Consider the following 19,833-nt stretch of genomic DNA (forward strand, 5'->3'; position numbering starts at 1 on the left):
ACTGTGTCTGCGGTGGCGGCCCGCGCCGCCACCGCGATGCGTCACGAGGCGAGCAGCGCCTTGAGCTTGGCATCGATGAAGTCGACGTCAGCCGGGTTCGTGCCCGGTCCGCCGGCGAAATGCCCCCAGATCGACGGCACCGGGATGAACTCGGCGTTCGGCATATGCGCGACCTCGAACTGACTGTCCTCCGGCGGGAAGTAGAGATCGGTCTGGCCCGGCATCACGAACGCCTTGGCCTTGATCGCGCCGAGCGCCGCCTTGAAATCACCCTTGTAGATCTCGTTGTCGCTGATATCGCCGTTTTGCCAGGTCCACAGCATCGTCAGCAGATTGTTTGGATCCTTCGGCAGGAAGAAGCCTTCCCAGAACGCGACCAGGAAGTCCTCCAGCGACGAGTAGCCCATGGCCTTGAGATCGAGTTGCTCGCGATAGAACGCCTGCGAGAAACCCCAGCCGGCATAGACGCGTGCCGCGGCGCGAAGGCCGCGCGCCGGCTTGTCGGTGTACCAGCCCTCCTTCCACGCGGCGTCAGCGGTGAGCGCCGCCTTCACGCCCTCGAGGAACACGAAGTTGTGCCGCGAGCATTTCGCCGAGCCGCAGAACGGCGCGATCAGGTCCATCATGTCGGGATAGAGTGCGCCCCAATGGAACGTCTGCAGCGCGCCCATCGACCAGCCCGTGACGAGGCGAATGTGCGAGACGCCGAACTTTTCAGTCACCAGACGATGCTGAACCCGCACGTTGTCATAGGCGGTGACCTGCGGGAACCGCGGCCCATTATAGGGCTCCGGCGTGTTGCTCGGCGACGACGACAGCCCGTTGCCCAGCATGTTGGGAATGATGATGAAATACTTGGCCGGATCGAGCGCCCGGCCTGCGCCGATCAGCCATTCATTGTCGTAGTGCTGCCCGGAGTACCAGGTCGGATAGACGATGACGTTGTCCTTCGCTGCGTTCAGCGTTCCGAACGTCTTGTAGGCCAGCTTGCAGCCGCGCAGGGTTGCGCCGCGCTGGAGCTTGACGTCGCCGAGATCGTAGATGTCGTAATCGAGACTCACGATGATGCTCCTGTTCTGGAATTGCAATGACGGTTCGGCGGTCACCGCGCGCGGTGGCCGCCGAAGATGGCGCTTCACGATTTTGCAGGGACGGCACTACCGCTCGTCGACCGGCTGATGCCGAAATAGACCACGCCGGCCACGATCGCCGCTGACAGCGCTGTCGACAGATACGGCATCCACTGCTCCACGACGAAGGCGCAGATCGAGCCGACAGCCCAGGCCACGAACGCCTGCGGGCGCCAATCGGCATCGATCTTCGACTCCGGCCTGAACAGATACTGGTCGATCAGAATGATCGCGCCGATCGGGGGAACGAGGATACCGAGCAACGACAGCCACTGAATGAAGAACGCCCAGACGTTACCCGCGGCGACCGCAATGCCGATCGCGCCGAGAATGACGGCCATCAGCCGCATATGCGTTCCCAGGATCCGCGACCAGCCGGTCGCCGCATTGTAGAGGCAGTGCGAGCAGACGGACCCCAGGTTGATGTAGAGGAACAGGAACGCAAGCACACTGAGCCACGCCATCTGCTTGCCGTTCATGTAGCCGAACATGTTGTCGGCACCGAACGGATTGGCGTTCGGAACCGCCAGCGCTGCCGTCATCACGCCGCCGACAAGCATCGCGATCAGGTTGGCGAAGGGAAATGCGCTGAAGGTCGCCACCAGGGATGCGGTCGGGGTCTTGGCCCATCGGTTGAAATCGGCCGTCACCGTTCCGGCGTCGATGAACAGCGCGATCACGACCGTCAGCCCGACGCCCATCGACATCGTCGCGACGCCGCCATTGCCGGCGTAGGCGAAGATGGCGGACGCCGAATGACTCACGGCCGCATCGATCGCGACATAGAGGCCGAGAACGACGAAGAGCGGCACCGAGACCAGCCCGATATAGTGCAGTCCCTTCACGCCGACGAACGTGATGCCGATGTACAATAGACCGGCCAGGATCGTCATGGCGACATAGTTGAGCCCGTAGGTCGAACTCACAAGAGCTCCGGTGATCCCGGTCTGTACCGCGTACCAGCCGAGCAGCAGCGTCGAGAGCAGGCCGGAGGCGAACACATATCCTTTCTTCCCGAACACGATGCTGGCGATCAGCGCGAAGTTCATGCCGCGCTTGGTCCCGATCAGCCCGAGCAGTCCGACATAGGCGAGCATGATCAGGTTGCCCACGATCATGGCGACGAGCGCGCGGGAGAAGCCCATCCCCAGCACGAGCAGCGAGCCCGTCATGGCTCCGGTAATGATCATCGGGAAGCCGAGCCACACCATGGTCACCGAGAAGGCGCTGCGCCGCGCGCTCATCGGCACAGGCTCGTGCTCGTATTCGCTGCCGAGCAGATGATCGACCTGATCCTCCGCATCATGAAGATTGCCGGTGACGGAACCGGCCTTAGCCAAACTGTGATCCATTGCAGTGCCCCTGTGAATGTGTCGTTGACGTTCACGCACGATGTCTCATTCGCCGTCGAGTTCCGACGACGCCAGCAAAGCCAATCTTTTCGGGTTGCGCCTCGACCTGCCGCGTCCGGCCCTGCCTACCCCAAGCGGAAGGTCCGGCGGATCAGGAGAGCGGCGGACAGCTCCGCCGCTCTCGCTTGGCCCCGCCTACCGGTGCGCGACCTTCTTGTTCGGAATGCCCTCGATCGGACATTCCTCGGTCCCGACCGTGGAGCGGGTGAACGACTCCACCATCTCGCGCGTTCCTTCGGGATCGGCGACCCACTTGGCGTAGAAATCATACGGACAGGCCGCGACGCCGCGATCGCCATCGCCGGAGTTGATCATGCCGGTGTAGCCGCGGTGCAGCAGCTTGAAGAGGTGATTCTGCGACTGGCCGTTCTTGCGCGCGTCGCGGATCAGCGACTTGGACAGCTGCGCGTACTGAACGCCGTAATCCTCCTCGCCGCATTCGCCAAGCGTACGGCCATCGAATCCGATGATCGCCGAATGGCCGAAATAGGAGTAGACGCCGTCGAAGCCGGACGCATTGGCAACCGCGACATAGACGTTGTTGGCCCAGGCCATCGCCTTTGCCATGATCACCTGCTGATCCTTGGCCGGATACATGTAGCCCTGGCAGCGCACGATCAGCTCGGCGCCCTTCATGGCGCAGTCACGCCAGATCTCGGGATAATTGCCGTCGTCGCAGATGATGAGCGAGATTTTCAGGCCCTTCGGCCCTTCCGAGACATAGGTGCAGTTGCCGGGATACCAGCCCTCGATCGGCACCCAGGGCATGATCTTGCGATATTTCTGCACGATCTCGCCCTTGTCGTTCATCAGGATCAGCGTGTTGTAGGGCGCCTTCTTCGGGTGTTCCTCGTGGCGCTCACCGGTCAGCGAAAACACGCCCCAGACCTTCGCCTTTCGGCAGGCTTCCGCAAAGATCTCGGTCTCGTCGCCCGGCACGGTCGAGGCCGTCTCATACATCTCCTTGGAGTCGTACATGATGCCGTGGGTCGAGTATTCCGGGAAGATCACGAGGTCCATGCCCGGCAGACCCGTCTTCATGCCGACGATCATGTCGGCGATCTTGCGGGCATTGTCGAGCACCTCCGCCTTGGTGTGGAGGCGCGGCATTTTGTAGTTCACGACGGCGACGCCGATCGTGTCGTTACTCGAAGTGATATCACCGTGCAGCATCTTGCTCTCCTTGCTACCAACCCGTCAAAGCCTGCCGTTACACATCCGGTGCGCTGGTCGACGCACCTCCCTTTCTCCACGACGCAGACCCGTCACACCGCCATATGGCGATGGACCATCGCGTCGGTGAGTTCCGAAATATCGCCCGCGGCAACGATGCGTCCCTTCTCCATCATCGCGAAGCGATGGGCCGCATTACGGGCGAACGCGACGTTCTGCTCGACCAGTATCACCGTCAGCCCGACCTCGCGGTTGAGCCGGATGATGACCTGCTCGATCTCCTCGACGATGGAGGGCTGAATCCCCTCGTTCGGTTCGTCGAGCAGGATGATCCTGGGATTGGCGGCGAGCGCGCGCGCGATCGCGAGCTGTTGCTGCTGACCACCGGACAGCACGCCGCCATTACGGTCAAGATTGTTCATCAGATACGGGAACAGCTCGGCGACCAGCGGCGGAATCTCGCGCTTGCCGTCGGCCCGCGCGAACGAGCCCATCAGGATGTTCTCGCGAATGGTGAAGTCAGGGATGATCTCTCGACCCTGCGGGACATAGGCGATGCCGGCGCGCGCCCGCCTGAATGTCGGCTCTGAGCCGATCTCCTGGTCGCCCAAACGGATCTGACCGTGCATCCGATCGGTCAGCCCCATCAGCGTCTTCAGCAGGGTCGTCTTCCCGGTGCCGTTGCGGCCAAGCACCGCCGTGACGCGCCCCTCGGGTACGTCGAGCGTGACGTCGTGCAGGATGTGGCTGCGGTCGTAGAAGCTGTCGACATGGGCGAGCGCCAGCATCAGGAAATCCCCTTCGATCCGAGATAGGCGGCGCGCACCTTGGGATCGTTCTCGATCTCGGCGACGCTTCCCTCCGCCAGCACCTGCCCGAGATGCAGCACCGTGATCCGCTCCGCGATTTCGCGCACGAAGGCCATGTCGTGTTCGACGACGATAATGGTGTGGCGGCCCTTGAGGTTGTTGACGATCAGCGACGTCTTGTGCGTCTCCGCCTGCGTCATCCCCGCCGTCGGCTCGTCCAGCAGGATGATCTTGGGATCCTGAGTGATCAGCAGCCCGAGCTCGAGCCATTGGGTCTGGCCGTGGCTGAGATAGGCCGCGACCTGGTTCGCCTCCTCGGTGAGCCCGATCAGCTCCAGCACCTCATCGATCTTGGCTTTCGCGGCAAAACCGAAGCCGAGATTGGCGAACACACCGGGATTCTTGCAGCTCGCTACTTCCAGGTTGCGGCGGACGGTGAGTTCCTTGAACACGCTCGGGATCTGGAACTTGCGGCCGATGCCGGCGCGCGCGATCTTGTGTTCCTCCCAATTGGTGATCTCAGTGTCGTGCACGAAGACGCGGCCGCTGGTGGACTTGGTCTTGCCGGAGATCAGATCCATCAGCGTGGTCTTGCCGGCGCCGTTGGCGCCGAGCAGCACGCGCAGTTCGCCGTCCTCGACGATCATCGACACGCCGTTGACCGCCTTGAAGCCTTCGAAGTCGACGCTGAGTCCGTCGATGGTGAGCGCTGCCTGGGCCATCGGCTACTCCGCGGGCTGCGAGGATGGATCGGTGACACCGAGCGCCGGCGTCGACGGCTTGCGGGCGACGAGGCGATCGATCAGGTCATGCGCGAGGCCGGCGATGCCGCGCGGCAGATAGAGCACGACCAGAACGAAGACGAGGCCGATGATTGCCTTCCAGGCCTCCGCGAACCCTTCGGTCTCGCTGACCGTCGCCGAGATCATGTTGATCAGAATTGCGCCGATGCAGGCGCCGAGGATCGAGGCTCGGCCGCCGACCGCGGCCCACACCACCATGGTGATCGAGAAGCTCAGATCCATGAAGGTGGGCGAGGCGAACTCCGACACGATGACGTAGAGCATGCCGGCGAAGCCCGCGATGAGCGCCGACACGGCAAAGAAAAACGTCTGGTAGGCCGGCACGTCGAAGCCGAGATAGCGCGCGCGGTTCTGGTCATCGCGGATCGCCTGGAGGATGACGCCGGCCCGGGTCTCGACCAGCAGCCGGGCGAGCACAAGCATGACGCTGAGCGAGATCGCGATCAGATAATAGGTCGGGACCACATAGGGATCGAATTCGAACTCGCCGAGCTTGAACCAGCCGAGGTCGGTGAGGCCGTTGAAGCCGTTCGTCACCGGCTGGGCGTCGATCATGACCAGCCGCACCAGCAGCACCAGCGCCAGCGTGATGATAGACACGAAGACCCCGGCGATGCGCTTGCGGAACACGATCGAACCGAGCACGAAGGCGATCACGACGGGCAGGATCAGACCCATCGCAACGCCGAACCATTGGCTCTGGAACGGCAGCCAGAGAAACGACGCCTTGTTGATGCAGCACAGCTCGGTCTTGGCGCCGGGCTCGGCGTTCCACAGCATGAAGTCGGGCACCGGCTTGTCGGAACCCTGCTGCAGGCTGGTCGAGCTTGCGAGCTTCAGCGACATCGCCAGCATGTAGGCCCCGGCCCCGAAGAACAGGCCCTGGCCGAGGTTGAGGATGCCGGCATAGCCCCAGGACAGCGCCACAGCGATACCCAGCATTCCGAATACGAGATATTTGGCCAGCCGGTTGAGCCAGAACGAGTCCATGATCAGCGGCACGAGCATGATCGCGACAATGAAGATCGCGTAGATCGCCCAGTCGATGCGTCGCTTCGACATCATGATCAGCGTCCCTTGAGGGCAAACAGGCCCTTCGGCTTGAGCACGATGATGGCGATCACGACGCCGAACACGACAGCGCGGGCGAGGATGTCGTTGGTCGCCGCAGCAACGAGGCCGTTGATCTCACCGAGAATGCCGGCCGACAGGACCGAGCCGAGCAGGCTGCCGACGCCACCCATCACGACAACGAGGAAACCGTCGACCACCATCGACGTGCCCATGTCCGGGAAGACCGTCTTGAAGCCGGACATCATCACGCCGGCCACTCCGGCGAGCCCCGATCCGAATGCGAACGTCAGCGCGTTGACCCGGGTGACGTCGATGCCGCAGGCCGCCGCCATCTTCGGATTGCGGATGATGGCGCGGACCTGCGTGCCAGCCACGGTGCGGTAGATCACGAACCAGGTGGCAATGGCGAGAATGGCAGTGATGAGAATGATGAAGGCGCGGTAACGGTTGATGTCGGAGCCGGCAAAGCGGAACGTGCCCTGCAGGATGTCGGGCACACTCACGTTCTGCAGACCCGGCCCAAGGCCCTGGATGTGAATGCCGAGGAACGACAGCCCGAATTCGAGCCGCACCGCCTGCTGAATCAGAATGGCGATGCCCCAGGTCGCGAGCAGCGTGTCGAGCAGCCGGCCATAGAGCTTGCGCACCACGACGCGCTCGATCAGCAGCCCAAGCAGCGCGGTGACGATGAAGGCCAGCGGGATCGCGACGAAGATGTTGGTGCCGAGCCACAGGCCGGAGAGCACAGTCACGTAGGCGCCGACCATGACCATCTCGCCATGCGCCATGTTGATGACGCCCATCGCGCCATAGGTGATGGCGAGACCGAGCGCGACCAGGAGCAGGATCGATCCCAGGCTGAGACCGATAAACAGAACCTCGAGCATGACAGATGCCTCCCGCCATCCACCGCGCGAGGGAGGCGCGCGGTGGACAGGGTTTCCTTGACGTCAGGTTTTCAGCTTGGCCGCGTCGAGCCCCTTGCCGGTGCAGAAGAGGTTCGTCGGAGTTTCGCCGTAGGCGACGTAAGGAAGCGGCATGACCGGCTCCTTGTACGCATCGATGATCTTGCCCTGCCCGTCCGGCAGCCACTGCGCGATGCGCGGCGTCAGGTACGTATGCAGGTTCTCGGCCTCGATCTTGACGTGGCCGTTGGGCGCGTCGAACTCCTGGCCCTTCACCGCCTCGCGGATCGCCACCGGCGTGATCTCGGCGGCCTTCTCCACCGCCTGCTTCCACAGGAAGACCTGGAAGTACGACGATTCAAGCGCGTGGTGCGTCACCGCCTTGGGGTCCTTGACGAACTTACGGTAGCGCTCGATGAACGCCTTGTTGCGGTCGGTGTCGATCGCCTGGAAGTACGGGAACGAGGTGAAGGAGCCGACGGCGTATTCGGCGCCCATCGCCGCGATCTCGATCTCAGAGGTGACCGTCGCGCAGATCGGCAGCTTGTCGTGGGTCAGGCCCTGGTTCTTGTACTCGCGATAGAACGCGATCACGGAGTCGCCGACCACGTTGGACAGCACGACGTCGCAGCCGGAGCTCTTGATCTTGTTGACCATCGAGCCCCATTCAGAATGACCGAGCTCGAGATATTCGTCGGCGATCCACTCGCCGCCGTTCTTCTCGATCAGGATCTTGGAGACCTTCGCCATCTCGCGCGGATAGATGTAGTTCGACCCGACGATGAAGAACTTCTTCTTGCCGAGCGTCTTGATGATCCAGGGAATGAAGTTCGACAGCTGCTGGTTCGGAACGGCGCCGGTATAGACGACGTTCTTCGAGCACTCGAAGCCTTCATAATAGGTCGGATAGAAATAGAGATTGTTGCGCTTCTCGAACACCGGCAGGACCGCCTTGCGGCTGGCGGACGTATAGGAGCCGAACACGGTCGGGACCTTGTCCTGGATGACGAGCTTCGACGCCTTCTCGTTATACGTCTTGGGATCGGATGCGCCATCCTCGGCGATCGCAGAGATTTTCATCCCCTTGACGCCACCGGCGGCGTTGATCTCGCTGATCGCCATCATCGTCGCATCGTGCAGCGACTTCTCGACGATCGAAAGACCGCCGGTAAGCGAGAACAGCACGCCCACCTTGATCTCGCCGGCCGCCTGCGCGCCGGTCGAGAACACCCATGGCGAGGTAATCAGCGCGCCGCCCGCCAGGGCACCGCTCTTCAAGAATTTGCGTCGATCGACTGCCATACCGCACACTCCCCGTTTGTCCAGGCACGCGTCCTCGTTCGCGCCGAAGCACGCTGCTTGTTGCCAAAAATCGCCCAGAGCGGATCGAGCTCCGACGACGCGCCATGCGCCGACGGTCAGACTCGAACCCAAAAACAAAAAAGCCCGACGAACCCTTCACGGGTTCTTCGGGCTACCTAGCCGGTGCCAGACCAGCATCATTGATGGTCCGGCGGCGCTGAGAAGGAATTTCTCCCCTCAACTAATAAAAGCTAATCACCTTTCACGCGGTATTGCAAGAGCTCGTTAGCGTGAATGATTGCCGCGGCCATGTCGTCCATCGACAACCGCTTGGACATCGCCTGCTTACGGATGCTCTCATAAGCATCAGCCTCGCTCAATCCTTGGCCATCCATCAGGATCGCCTTGGCTTTTTGAATGCGCTGGATGCCGGCCAGCTTGCGCTCGAGCTTGCGGACGCGCTTCTCGGCTTCGCGCCGCTCCAGCCAAAGGCTGCGCGCGATCGTCAGATTCGTGAGCAATCCGAACGGCCGGATCGGCCGCTCGATCACGGCGACGGCTCCGGCCTCGAGCACGAGTTGCAGCGTCGACGGATCCTCGTACGATACGACAGCGATCAGCGTCGGCCGATGGTTTGCATCCGATTTGAGCAGCCGCTGAATTTCCAAACGCACATCATGCTCGATCGCAAGCAGCACCACGTCTGCGCCCTCGGCCCAGCAATCCGGCACCGGCCACTGCATCTCGACCATGCAGCCGATGCGCCGCAGATGTTCGACCAGTTTGGTCCGCTCGCTGTCCGGCGGGTGTACGACATGGACCCGCAGGCCGCGCAGATCACGAAGAATTTGGATCGCCACGCCCGGTTCTCCGCCCCGCCACGCTACCCCTGACCTCAGGACCGAATGAGTTGCTGCTCGTCGACCGACCAGTCGTCGAGACTCTGGACCACGCAATACGGATCCGGCTTCACCCGAACGCCGGGATTCCAGACGATCTGGAACCGTCCCTGGCCGTCGACGCGCGCGATGCGCGGCCACAGATAGGTGTGGTTGTTCTCGGGATCGACCCGAACCCGCCCCTGCGGCGCGTCGAATTCGAAATCGCGCATGTTGCCGAGCACCTGCTCCGGATCATCGGAGCCGCATTTGGCCACCGCCCGCATCGCCAGATGCACCTGGAAGTAGGCGGCCTCCGCGCACGCCGTCGCCGGCGCATCGTCGCCATACTTCGACTTGAAGCTGGCGACGAAGCGGCGCGCGGCCTGTGACGACAGCGTCTCGAAGAACGGCGCGGCGGTGATGTGGCCCTCGGCGGATTCGGCGCCCATCTCGGCGACCTCGGCCTCGCTGGTGGTCAGGCTCGCGATCGGCATCCGCGTCGGATCGAAGCCGGCGGCGCGATAGGCGCGGTAGAAATCGGCCGTTCCGCTGCCGACCACGGTCGAGAAGATCACGTCCGGCGAGGTCTTCTTGATGCGGGCGATGACCTTGTCGAAATCCTTGGCCTGCGCGTGCAGCGGCACGTAGATCTCGTCCAGCACCTTGCCCTTCCCCTGAACGACAAAATCGGCCATCAGCCGGTTGGATTCGTAGGGGTAGACATAGTTCGAGCCGACGAACAGGAAGCGGTTGCCGTAGGTCGAGAGCAGAAAGCGCGCGAGCTGCAACGAATTCTGGTTGGGGGCGGCGCCGGTATAGATGCAGTTGCGCGAGTACTCGAAGCCTTCGTACAGGGTCGGGTAGAACAGCAGGCCGCGATGGCCTTCGACCGACGGCAACACGGCCTTGCGCGTGCTCGACATGTAGCAGCCGAACAGCAGACGGATGCGGTCAACCTGGAACAGCCGCTCGGCGAAGGCGCGGAATTTTTTGGGGTCGGACGCTGGATCGTAGATGATCGGCTCGACCGGGCGCCCCAGGATGCCTCCGGCGGCGTTGATCTCGGAGATCGCGAGCAGAGTTGCGTTCAGTTGTGTCCGTTCGATGCCCGAGGTCACGCCGGTCTGCGAAAACAGTACGCCGACACGCCAGCTTTCAGGCTGCCTCTCTGAAGAACCCATAGGACGACAGCACCACGCTCCTGAATGCGTCTCCCGACACCATCGACCGGCCGTGCCGAGGGAACGCCACCTGGTTCTGTCTAGGATGATTGTTTGCTCGGCGTCAACCGCGCCAACAAATAGCGGTTCGAGCCGGCAGCGCGGATAGTGGTCGACGGCGGCGGCGTGATCAGCGCGTGCGGCGCTCCTCGCGCGGAGTCATGCCGAACTGATGCCGGTAACAGCGTGCGAAATGCATCGGCGTCGCAAACCCGGTTGCAAGCGCGACCTCGCCGATCGCGATCGTGCTCTGCCGGAGCAGCCTGCGGGCATGCTCCAGGCGGATCTGCAAATAGCGGCGATGGATGGTTGTCCCGAGATGATGCGCGAACAGGCGCTCGAGCTGGCGCAGCGAGAGGCCGACCAGCCGGGCCAGTTCGGGCGCGGCCAGCGGCCGCTCGATCCGCTTTTCCATCCGCACCAGCGTATCGACCAGCTTGGGGTGGTGGACGCCGAAGCGTTCGGCCGGCGACAGCCGTTGTGCGGCCTCGCCGTGGCGGACCTGAGTCTGCAGAAACCAGTCGCTCACAGCTGCTGCAAGCCGCGCGCCGTGATCGATCCGGATCATCGCATGCATCATGTCGAGGGCCGCGATGCCGCCCGCGCAGGTGAAGCGGTCGCGATCAATCTCGAACAGCGAGCGGCTCGGCGACAAGGCCGGAAACGTCTCGGTGAACGCCGGCACATGCTCCCAATGGATCGTGCAACGATGGCTGTCGAGCAGGCCTGCCTGGGCGAGGACGAACGGGCCAGCCGAGACGCCGATCAGCCGGACGCCATGCCGGGCCGCGCTCCGCAAATAGGCGAGGGTTGGCGGATGTGAGAACGTCGCCGGATTGCCGCCGGCGCAGACCACGATCGAGTCGAAACGAGCCGCACTGCCGATCGTGACGTCTGCGGGGATGCGGACGCCGTTGGAAGCCGGGATGTCGGTGCCTCGGATCGCGATATGGCGCCAGCGATAGAGCGTGCGGCCGCTGAGGACATTCGCCGCGCGCAGCGGCTCGACCGCCGAGGCATAGGACATCAGCGCAAAACCGGGGATCAGCAGGAAGCCGACCCGGTGCGAGCGGGGGTCGTCGCTTCTGGATAGTTTTATGTCGTTTTTGGACATGCGCAAGGATACTTATCAGCGCAATCTCGTACGGACAACCCGTGATCGGACGCGCATGCGCTACTCTCTGTTCACTCTCGCGCGCCAAGCGCTGCGCGGCCACCGCGACTGGCAGCCTGCCTGGCGCGACGCCGCCCCGCAGGCGAGCTACGACATTGTGATCGTGGGCGGCGGCGGTCACGGGCTGGCCTCAGCCTATTACCTCGCCAAACAGCATGGCATCCGCCGCGTCGCCGTGGTCGAGAAAGGCTGGATCGGCTCGGGCAATGCCGGCCGCAACACCACGATCATCCGCTCGAACTACCTGCTGCCCGGCAACGAGCCGTTCTATGAATGGTCGATGAAGCTGTGGGAAGGCCTGGAGCAGGACCTGAACTACAATACGATGGTCAGCCAGCGCGGCGTTCTGAACCTCTACCATTCCGACGCGCAACGGGATGCCTTCGCCCGGCGCGGCAATGCGATGCGGCTGGCCGGCGCCGATGCCGAGCTGCTCGACGCCGATGCCGTCCGGACCATGCTGCCATTGCTGGATTTCGACAATGCGCGCTTTCCGGTCAAGGGCGGCCTGCTGCAGCGCCGCGGCGGCACCGCGCGGCACGACGCGGTGGTCTGGGGCTACGCCCGCGGTGCCAGCGACCTTGGCGTCGACATCATCCAGAATTGCGAGGTCACCGGCTTTGTGCGTGACGGCGACCGCATCACCGGCGTCACCACCACGCGGGGCACGATCCAGGCCGGCAAGGTCGGGCTCGCGGTCGCCGGCAGCAGTTCGCTCGTGGCGCGCCATGCCGGCCTGCGGCTGCCGATCGAAAGCCATGTGCTGCAGGCCTTCGTCTCCGAGGCGATCAAGCCGCTGATCCCAGGCGTCGTCACCTTCGGTGCCGGCCACTTCTACATCAGTCAGTCCGACAAGGGCGGCCTGGTGTTCGGCGGCGACATCGACGGCTACAATTCCTACGCCCAGCGCGGCAATCTGCCGACCATCGAGGATGTCTGCGAGGGCGGCATGGCGCTGATGCCGGCGATCGGCCGCGTGCGCATGCTGCGCTCCTGGGGCGGGCTCGTCGACATGTCGATGGACGGCTCGCCGATCATCGACCGCACGCCGCTGGCGGGGCTCTATCTCAACGCCGGCTGGTGCTATGGCGGCTTCAAGGCCACGCCCGGGTCGGGATGGTGCTTCGCGCATCTGCTCGCGCGCGACGAGCCGCATCCGGTCGCAAGCGCCTATCGCCTCGATCGCTTCGCCGCCGGCGACCTGATCGACGAAAAAGGTCAGGGCGCGCAGCCCAACCTGCACTGAGGCCAGCCATGCGAATTCCCTGCCCGTTCTGCGGCGAGCGCGACCTCAGCGAGTTCGCCTATCACGGCGACACCGCGCCGCGCCCTGATCCCACCACCGACGATGCGCCGCGACGCTTCTTTGAAGCCACCTATCTGCGCGACAATCCGGCCGGCGAGCATCGCGGGCTCTGGTATCACGCACAGGGCTGCCGCAGCTGGCTGGTCGTGACACGCAACGTCCGGACCCATCAGGTGCTCGGAGCGGTCCTGGCGCGGCGAGGCGCGGCATGAAACCGGTCTCCTACAGGCTCCCCTCCGGCGGCATGATCGATCGGAGCAGGACGATCGGCTTCAGCTTCGACGGCCGCAGCTATCAAGGCCATCCCGGCGATACGCTGGCGGCGGCGCTGCTGGCCAATGACGTTCGACTCGTCGGCCGCTCGTTCAAATATCACCGTCCGCGCGGCATCGTGACCGCGGGGCCGGAGGAGCCGAATGCGCTGGTCGAACTGAGATCGGGCGCCCGGCGCGAGCCGAACACGCGCGCCACCACGATCGAGCTGTATCAGGGCCTGCAGGCCTGGAGCCAGAACAGGTGGCCGTCGTTGCGTCTTGATCTCGGCGCCATCAACTCGCTGCTGTCGCCGCTGTTCGTTGCCGGCTTCTACTACAAGACCTTCATGTGGCCGGCCGCGTTCTGGGAAAAGATCTACGAGCCCGCGATCCGCCGCGCCGCAGGGCTCGGGCGCGCCAGCGCCGAGGCCGATCCCGACACTTACGAGAAAGTTCACGCGTTCTGCGACGTCCTGGTCATCGGCGGCGGCGCTGCGGGGCTTGCGGCTGCGCTTGCCGCGGCACGCAGCGGCGCGCGTGTCTTGCTGTGCGACGACGATTGCATGCTCGGCGGCCGTCTCAACAGCGATCTCAGAGAGATCGATGGCAGGCCCGGCGCCGACTGGGCGCTGCACGTGGCCGCCGAGCTCGCGGCTCTGCCGAACGTCCGCATCCTCACGCGCACCAGCGTGTTCGGCGTCTATGATGGCGGCACCTATGGCGCGCTCGAGCGCGTATCCGACCATCTCGCCGAACCCCAGCCGCATCAGCCACGCCAGCGCTACTGGAAGATCGTCGCAAGGGCTGCTGTGCTTGCGAGCGGCGCGATCGAGCGCCCCATCGTGTTCGGCGGCAACGACCGGCCCGGCGTGATGATGGCCGCCAGCGTGCGCAGCTATCTGAACCGGTACGCGGTCGCACCGGGCCGGCGGGCAGCGGTCTATACGGGCACCGACGACGCCTGGACGACCGCCTTCGATCTCGCCCGCAGCGGCGTCATCGTGGCGGCGATCATCGACCACCGCGATGCCGTCGGACCGGGACTCCGCGCCGAGGCCACGCGGCTTGCCATTCCCGTCCATCTCGGTGCCGACGTCATTGATACGCGCGGCCGCTCCGGGCTGCAGGCAGTCATCCTGCGGACGGCGGACGGGCGGCACCACCGTTTGAATGTCGACCTGTTGGCCATGTCGGCCGGCTGGTCGCCGCATCTCGCTCTGACCACCCATCTCGGACATCGGCCTCGCTGGTCTGATGTGCATGCGGCCTTCGTGCCGGATGCGTTGCCGCCGGGCCTGACCGTCGCGGGGGCTGCATCAGGCGCTTTCAGCCTCGCCGAGGCCCTGCAACAGGGCACGGCGCGCGGTGCCGCGGCCGCAGCGGCCGCGGGCTTTGGCACGACCGCCGCTGCATCGCCGCGGGCGGACGATGAGGAGATCGCGCTGGCGCCGTTTTGGCAGGCCGCTACCTCATCCAAGGCCTTCATCGATTTCCAGCACGATGTCACCAGCGCCGATGTCGCGCTCGCCGCGCGCGAGGGTTTCCGCTCGGTCGAGCTGCTCAAGCGCTACACCACGCTGGGCATGGCGACCGATCAGGGCAAGACGTCGAACATCAACGGCCAGGCGTTGATGGCGGAACTGACGGGCCGCAGCATGGCCGAGGTCGGCACCACGATCTTCCGCGCGCCCGTCACACCCGTCGCGATCGGCGCGCTCGCGGGCCACCACCGCGGCCGCGACTTCCGTCCGACACGGCTGACCGCCGGACATGACTGGGCCGGGCAGACCAATGCGAGCTTCGTCGAAACCGGCGCCTGGCTCCGCGCGCAATGGTTCTCACAGCCCGGCGAATCCGACTGGCTCTCCACCGTCTCGCGCGAGGTGCGCGACGTCCGCGGCAAGGTCGGGGTCTGCGATGTGTCGACACTGGGCAAGATCGACGTGCAGGGCAGCGATGCCGGCATCTTCCTCGACCGCGTCTACATCAACATGTTCTCGACCTTGCCGGTCGGCAAGACGCGCTACGGCGTGATGCTGCGCGAGGACGGTATCGTGATGGATGACGGCACGGCGGCGCGTTTCGCGTCCGATCATTATGTGGTCTCGACGACGACGGCCAACGCCGCCAAGGTGATGCAGCATCTCGAGCATGCTCGGCAGGTGCTATGGCCGGAGCTCGACGTGCAGCTCGTCTCGGTCACCGAGCAGTGGTCTCAATATTCGATCGCCGGCCCGCACGCGCGGCGGCTGCTGGAGCAACTCCTCGGCGAGGCAGCCGACGTTTCCGACCCGGCGTTGCCCTATCTGGGTTGCGTCGAATTTACCTGGCACGGCGTTCCGGCGCGGCTGTTCCGCGTCTCGTTCTCCGGCGAGCTCGCCTATGAGATCGCGGTGCCCGCGCAGCACGGCGATGCGGCGATCCGTGCGATCATGAAGGCTGGCGCCGAATTCGGGATCACGCCTTACGGCACCGAAGCGCTCGGCGTGATGCGCATCGAGAAGGGCCATGTCGCGGGCAATGAGATCAACGGCACGACCACGGCGGCCGATCTCGGGCTGGGGCGGATGATGTCACAGAAGAAGGATTATATCGGCCGCGTGCTGGCGCAGCGGCCGGGTCTCGTCGATCCTGACCGGCCGACGCTGATCGGTTTGCGCCCGATCAAGCCGCAGGACCGGCTGCGCGCCGGCGCGCACATGCTGGCGCTCGGCGCGGCGCCGACAACGGAGAACGATGAGGGCTACGTCACGTCGGTGGCGTTCTCGCCGACGCTGGGACATTGGATCGGCCTCGCCTTGGTGAAGCGCGGACCGCAGCGGGTCGGTGAGCGCATGCGCGCCTACGATCCGGTGCGCGACGGCGACACCGAAGTCGAACTGGTCTCGCCGGTCTTCCTCGATCCACAGGGAGCGCGGCTCCATGGCTGATATCAGCTTGCCGTCCCGAACATCGCTCGCTGATCAAGCGACCTTGCTGCCGAGCAGCCGGGTCTCGATCACCGAACGCGCCGATCTCGGGCTCGCCACGCTGCAGGCGCGCAAGGGCCAGGACGCGGCGCTGCGCGATATCGTCCAGCAACGGCACGGGGTGTCGTTGCCGCAGAGCCCTGCCCTGGCGCGGACGGACGCTATCGCCTTCGTGGGTCTAGGCCCGCAGCATTGGCTCGCCGTGGCGGACGGCCGCAACCACCATCTGGCTTCCTCGCTGAAGACCTCGCTCGGCCCGCTCGCCTCGATCGTCGATCAGAGCGGCGGCTATGTCGTGTTCCGCGTCGGCGGTTCCGCCATTCGTGACGTGCTGGCCAAGGGATTCCCGATCGATCTGCACGAGCGCGCCTTCCCGCCGAGCGCTGCCGCCACGACGGTCGTCGCGCATATCGGCGCCATCATCTGGCGCAACGACGACCAGGACGGCCATCCCTGCTTCGATATCGCCGTCTTCCGCAGCCTGTCCCGCAGCTTCTGGCGGTGGTTCTCGGAGGCCGCGGCGGAATTCGGCTGCGACGTGAGACAGTAGGTTTCTCACCACTCGTCGCGCAGCGCCACGCTCTGTCCTCGTCAGTGCGAGCGCAGCGAAGCAATCCCGGGGGCGCGTGCGGGACTCCGGATTGCGTCGTCGCTGCGCTCCTCGCGTTGACGCGCGGTGACGACAGGGCTCACGTCACCGGCCTCATCGACCGCTCAGCAATCCAGCGTCGTGTCGCGCTCCCACTGCGTCAGATGGCGCGCATAGGCATTCCATTCCTCGGTCTTGAGCTTGACATAGCAGGGAATGAAATCGCCGAGCTTCTCGCCGAGCACAGTCGACGCTTCCAACGCGCGGATGGCGTCCAGCAGATTGAGCGGCAGCTTCTTGCCGGTCGTCACCGTATGGCCATCGGTGTACATGTTGATGTCGAGACGCGTGCCCGGATGACGCTCATGGGCGATGCCGTCGAGACCCGCAGCGAGCAGCCCGGCCTGCAGCAGATACGGATTGGCGGCGCCATCGGCGAGACGGACCTCGAAGCGGCCGGCTTCCGGAATGCGGATCAGATGGGTCCGGTTGTTGCCGGAATAGGTCACTGAGTTCGGCGCCCAGGTCGCGCCCGATGTCGTGCGCGCCGCATTGATGCGTTTGTATGAGTTGACCGTGGGGTTGAAGAGCGCGGCGAGCGCATCAGCGGAATGCATGATGCCGCCGAGGAATTGATAGCCCAGCTTGGACACGCCGAGCTCGCCGGCCTCGTCCTCGAACAGATTGCGGCCGTCCTTCCATACCGAGACGTGAGCATGGCAGCCATTGCCGGTGAGATCAACGAACGGCTTCGGCATGAAGGTGGCACGCAGCCCGTGCTTCTCGGCGATCGAGCGCACCATGTATTTGAAGAACGCGTGACGGTCGGCCGTCTTCAGCGCCGTGTCGAACTCCCAGTTCATCTCGAACTGGCCGTTGGCATCCTCGTGATCGTTCTGATACGGCTTCCAGCCGAGCGCCAGCATGGCGTCGCAGATTTCGGCGATCACCTCGTATCGGCGCATCAGTGCCTGCTGGTCGTAGCAGGGCTTCGATTGCCGGTCCGCCGCATCGGACAGCTCGGTGCCGTCGGGCGAGATCAGGAAGAACTCGCATTCGACGCCCGATTTCAGCTCATAGCCTTGCGCCGCCGCATCGGCGATCATGTGCTTGAGCAGGTTGCGTGGCGCGTGGGCCACGGGCTTGCCGTTCATCCAAGGATCGGCGGCGAGCCAGCCGACTTCCGGCTTCCATGGCAGCTGGATCAGGCTCGCCGGATCCGGCATCGCGAACACGTCGGGATCCGCCGGCGTCATGTCGAGCCAGGTCGCGAAGCCGGCGAAACCAGCGCCGGTCTTGACCATGCCGTCGATTGCCGCAGCCGGCACGAGCTTGGCGCGCTGCACGCCGAACAGGTCGGTGTAGGAGATCAGGAAATATTTTATGCCTCGTTCGCACGCGACGGCATGGAGACTACTCGACATGGTTTCCCCTTTGAGTCCTCAGAAGACCCCGGCATCTTCTATCCGTCGATCTCGTCAGCGGCGCGCGCAGCACTGCCAGCCTATTTGTCGAGCCCCGGAATCCAATTGGTGCCTGCAAGCGGCACGCCGGCCATCGCCGCCGCCTCGATCGTCAAGGCGACGAGATCCTCAGGCTCGAGATTGTGCAGATGGCTCTTGCCGCAGGCGCGCGCGATGGTCTGCGCCTCCAAGGTCAGCACCGAGAGATAGTTGGCGAGACGGCGGCCTGCCTTGACCGGATCGAGCCGCGCCGCGAGCGCAGGATCCTGGGTCGTGATCCCCGCGGGATCGAGCCCTTCCTGCCAATCATCATAGGCGCCGGCCGTGGTGCCGAGCTTCTGATACTCGGCCTCCCACTGCGGATCATTGTCGCCGAGCGCGATCAGCGCGGCCGTGCCGATCGAGACGGCATCGGCGCCGAGCGCGAGCGCCTTGGCCACGTCGGCGCCGGTGCGGATGCCGCCGGAGACGATCAGCTGCAACTTGCGATGCAGGCCGAGATCCTGCAGCGCCTGCACCGCGGGGCGAATGGCAGCGAGCGTCGGCAGGCCGACATGCTCGATGAAGACGTCCTGGGTCGCCGCCGTGCCGCCTTGCATGCCGTCGAGCACGATGACGTCGGCACCGGACTTTGCTGCGAGCGCCGTGTCGTAATAGGGCCGGCTGGCACCGACCTTGACGTAGATCGGCTTCTCCCAATCCGTGATCTCGCGCAGCTCCTCGATCTTGATCTCGAGGTCGTCCGGCCCAGTCCAGTCAGGATGGCGGCAAGCCGAGCGCTGGTCGATGCCTTCAGGCAAGGTGCGCATCTTGGCGACGCGCGGCGAAATCTTCTGCCCGAGCAACATGCCGCCGCCGCCGGGCTTGGCGCCCTGCCCGATCACGATCTCGATCGCGTCGGCCTTGCGCAGATCGTCCGGGTTCATGCCGTAGCGCGAGGGCAGATATTGATAGACCAGGATCGACGAATGCCCGCGCTCCTCCGGCGTCATTCCGCCGTCGCCGGTCGTCGTCGACGTTCCGGCGGCCGACGCGCCGCGGCCCAATGCTTCCTTGGCGGGCCCCGACAGCGAGCCAAAGCTCATACCGGCGATGGTGACCGGGATCTTCAGCTTGATCGGCTTCTTCGCAAAGCGGGTGCCGAGCGTGACGTCGGTGCCGCACTTCTCGCGGTAGCCTTCGAGCGGGTAGCGTGAGACCGAGGCACCGAGAAACAGCAGATCTTCGAAATGCGGCAACGCGCGCTTGGCGCCGCCGCCACGGATGTCGTAGATGCCGGTTGCCGCGGCGCGCTGGATCTCGGCAATGACGCTCGGGTTGAAGGTCGCTGAGAAGCGCGGCGGGGTGCGATGTGGAGGCGCGGACATCG

At 64.6% G+C, this 19,833-nt stretch carries 17 protein-coding genes; 4 read left to right on the top strand and 13 right to left on the bottom strand.

What is annotated here, in order from left to right; translation table 11 throughout:
* Nucleotides 1-41: 41 nt before the first annotated feature.
* From BRADO_RS27305 to BRADO_RS27355, 11 genes are all read right to left on the bottom strand, one after another.
* Nucleotides 42-1,061, bottom strand: a complete 1,020-nt coding sequence (locus BRADO_RS27305) for an alpha/beta fold hydrolase (RefSeq protein WP_012029433.1) — start codon at nucleotides 1,059-1,061, stop codon at nucleotides 42-44.
* Between the two features lie 74 nt (nucleotides 1,062-1,135).
* Nucleotides 1,136-2,482: a cytosine permease gene (locus BRADO_RS27310; protein WP_050781047.1), complete on the bottom strand. Its 1,347-nt coding sequence runs from the start codon at nucleotides 2,480-2,482 to the stop codon at nucleotides 1,136-1,138.
* A 195-nt stretch (nucleotides 2,483-2,677) separates the two neighbouring features.
* Entirely contained in the window at nucleotides 2,678-3,715 is a 1,038-nt protein-coding gene (locus tag BRADO_RS27315; protein WP_012029435.1) for an aliphatic amidase, read from the bottom strand.
* A 92-nt stretch (nucleotides 3,716-3,807) separates the two neighbouring features.
* Entirely contained in the window at nucleotides 3,808-4,503 is a 696-nt protein-coding gene (gene urtE / locus BRADO_RS27320; RefSeq protein WP_012029436.1) for an urea ABC transporter ATP-binding subunit UrtE, read from the bottom strand.
* Entirely contained in the window at nucleotides 4,503-5,246 is a 744-nt protein-coding gene (gene urtD, locus BRADO_RS27325; RefSeq protein WP_012029437.1) for an urea ABC transporter ATP-binding protein UrtD, read from the bottom strand. Before urtD ends, urtE begins: the two co-directional genes overlap by 1 nt.
* A gap of 3 nt (nucleotides 5,247-5,249) precedes the next feature.
* Nucleotides 5,250-6,392, bottom strand: a complete 1,143-nt coding sequence (urtC, locus tag BRADO_RS27330; RefSeq protein WP_012029438.1) for an urea ABC transporter permease subunit UrtC — start codon at nucleotides 6,390-6,392, stop codon at nucleotides 5,250-5,252.
* Nucleotides 6,393-6,394: 2 nt separating this feature from the next.
* Nucleotides 6,395-7,288 carry an urea ABC transporter permease subunit UrtB gene (urtB, locus tag BRADO_RS27335; protein ID WP_012029439.1) on the bottom strand — a complete coding sequence of 298 codons (894 nt, stop codon included), beginning with the start codon at nucleotides 7,286-7,288 and terminating at the stop codon, nucleotides 6,395-6,397.
* Nucleotides 7,289-7,351: 63 nt separating this feature from the next.
* Nucleotides 7,352-8,608, bottom strand: a complete 1,257-nt coding sequence (locus BRADO_RS27340) for an ABC transporter substrate-binding protein (RefSeq protein ID WP_012029440.1) — start codon at nucleotides 8,606-8,608, stop codon at nucleotides 7,352-7,354.
* 251 nt (nucleotides 8,609-8,859) lie between these two features.
* Nucleotides 8,860-9,468, bottom strand: coding sequence for an ANTAR domain-containing response regulator (locus BRADO_RS27345; protein ID WP_012029441.1), 609 nt, complete (start codon nucleotides 9,466-9,468; stop codon nucleotides 8,860-8,862).
* A 35-nt stretch (nucleotides 9,469-9,503) separates the two neighbouring features.
* The gene (locus BRADO_RS27350) at nucleotides 9,504-10,670 is read right to left on the bottom strand and encodes a transporter substrate-binding domain-containing protein (RefSeq protein WP_012029442.1); all 1,167 of its coding nucleotides are present in this window, start codon (nucleotides 10,668-10,670) and stop codon (nucleotides 9,504-9,506) included.
* 169 nt (nucleotides 10,671-10,839) lie between these two features.
* Complete coding sequence (locus BRADO_RS27355) at nucleotides 10,840-11,823, bottom strand: GlxA family transcriptional regulator (protein WP_041757006.1); 984 nt, start codon at nucleotides 11,821-11,823, stop codon at nucleotides 10,840-10,842.
* Between the two features lie 55 nt (nucleotides 11,824-11,878).
* Between BRADO_RS27355 and BRADO_RS27360 the strand changes: the two genes are divergently transcribed.
* The 4 genes from BRADO_RS27360 to BRADO_RS27375 are packed head-to-tail and all read left to right on the top strand — an operon-like array spanning nucleotide 11,879 to nucleotide 16,962.
* Nucleotides 11,879-13,129 carry a sarcosine oxidase subunit beta family protein gene (locus BRADO_RS27360; RefSeq protein WP_012029444.1) on the top strand — a complete coding sequence of 417 codons (1,251 nt, stop codon included), beginning with the start codon at nucleotides 11,879-11,881 and terminating at the stop codon, nucleotides 13,127-13,129.
* An 8-nt stretch (nucleotides 13,130-13,137) separates the two neighbouring features.
* The gene (locus BRADO_RS27365; protein WP_012029445.1) at nucleotides 13,138-13,401 is read left to right on the top strand and encodes a sarcosine oxidase subunit delta; all 264 of its coding nucleotides are present in this window, start codon (nucleotides 13,138-13,140) and stop codon (nucleotides 13,399-13,401) included.
* Nucleotides 13,398-16,373: a sarcosine oxidase subunit alpha family protein gene (locus tag BRADO_RS27370; protein ID WP_012029446.1), complete on the top strand. Its 2,976-nt coding sequence runs from the start codon at nucleotides 13,398-13,400 to the stop codon at nucleotides 16,371-16,373. The genes BRADO_RS27365 and BRADO_RS27370 overlap by 4 nt, the downstream gene beginning before the upstream one ends.
* On the top strand, nucleotides 16,366-16,962 hold the full coding sequence (locus BRADO_RS27375; RefSeq protein ID WP_050781048.1) for a sarcosine oxidase subunit gamma: 597 nt from the start codon (nucleotides 16,366-16,368) through the stop codon (nucleotides 16,960-16,962). The genes BRADO_RS27370 and BRADO_RS27375 overlap by 8 nt, the downstream gene beginning before the upstream one ends.
* A gap of 164 nt (nucleotides 16,963-17,126) precedes the next feature.
* Here the strand turns inward: BRADO_RS27375 and glnT are convergent, their stop codons facing one another.
* Nucleotides 17,127-18,425, bottom strand: a complete 1,299-nt coding sequence (gene glnT, locus BRADO_RS27380) for a type III glutamate--ammonia ligase (RefSeq protein ID WP_012029448.1) — start codon at nucleotides 18,423-18,425, stop codon at nucleotides 17,127-17,129.
* 80 nt (nucleotides 18,426-18,505) lie between these two features.
* Nucleotides 18,506-19,831, bottom strand: coding sequence for an FMN-binding glutamate synthase family protein (locus BRADO_RS27385; protein ID WP_012029449.1), 1,326 nt, complete (start codon nucleotides 19,829-19,831; stop codon nucleotides 18,506-18,508).
* Nucleotides 19,832-19,833 lie beyond the last annotated feature (2 nt).

It is taken from the genome of Bradyrhizobium sp. ORS 278 (assembly GCF_000026145.1).
In the GTDB taxonomy this organism is placed as follows: Bacteria; Pseudomonadota; Alphaproteobacteria; order Rhizobiales; family Xanthobacteraceae; genus Bradyrhizobium.

Coding starts and splice junctions, on each gene's coding strand:
- BRADO_RS27360 (WP_012029444.1), top strand. CDS start 11,879: ATGCGCTACTCTCTGTTCACTCTCGCGCGCCAAGCGCTGCGCGGCCAC.
- BRADO_RS27365 (WP_012029445.1), top strand. CDS start 13,138: ATGCGAATTCCCTGCCCGTTCTGCGGCGAGCGCGACCTCAGCGAGTTC.
- BRADO_RS27310 (WP_050781047.1), bottom strand. CDS start 2,482: ATGGATCACAGTTTGGCTAAGGCCGGTTCCGTCACCGGCAATCTTCAT.
- BRADO_RS27370 (WP_012029446.1), top strand. CDS start 13,398: ATGAAACCGGTCTCCTACAGGCTCCCCTCCGGCGGCATGATCGATCGG.
- BRADO_RS27340 (WP_012029440.1), bottom strand. CDS start 8,608: ATGGCAGTCGATCGACGCAAATTCTTGAAGAGCGGTGCCCTGGCGGGC.
- urtB (WP_012029439.1), bottom strand. CDS start 7,288: ATGCTCGAGGTTCTGTTTATCGGTCTCAGCCTGGGATCGATCCTGCTC.
- BRADO_RS27385 (WP_012029449.1), bottom strand. CDS start 19,831: ATGTCCGCGCCTCCACATCGCACCCCGCCGCGCTTCTCAGCGACCTTC.
- BRADO_RS27355 (WP_041757006.1), bottom strand. CDS start 11,823: ATGTCCAAAAACGACATAAAACTATCCAGAAGCGACGACCCCCGCTCG.
- urtC (WP_012029438.1), bottom strand. CDS start 6,392: ATGATGTCGAAGCGACGCATCGACTGGGCGATCTACGCGATCTTCATT.
- glnT (WP_012029448.1), bottom strand. CDS start 18,425: ATGTCGAGTAGTCTCCATGCCGTCGCGTGCGAACGAGGCATAAAATAT.
- BRADO_RS27350 (WP_012029442.1), bottom strand. CDS start 10,670: ATGGGTTCTTCAGAGAGGCAGCCTGAAAGCTGGCGTGTCGGCGTACTG.
- BRADO_RS27375 (WP_050781048.1), top strand. CDS start 16,366: ATGGCTGATATCAGCTTGCCGTCCCGAACATCGCTCGCTGATCAAGCG.
- BRADO_RS27315 (WP_012029435.1), bottom strand. CDS start 3,715: ATGCTGCACGGTGATATCACTTCGAGTAACGACACGATCGGCGTCGCC.
- urtE (WP_012029436.1), bottom strand. CDS start 4,503: ATGCTGGCGCTCGCCCATGTCGACAGCTTCTACGACCGCAGCCACATC.
- urtD (WP_012029437.1), bottom strand. CDS start 5,246: ATGGCCCAGGCAGCGCTCACCATCGACGGACTCAGCGTCGACTTCGAA.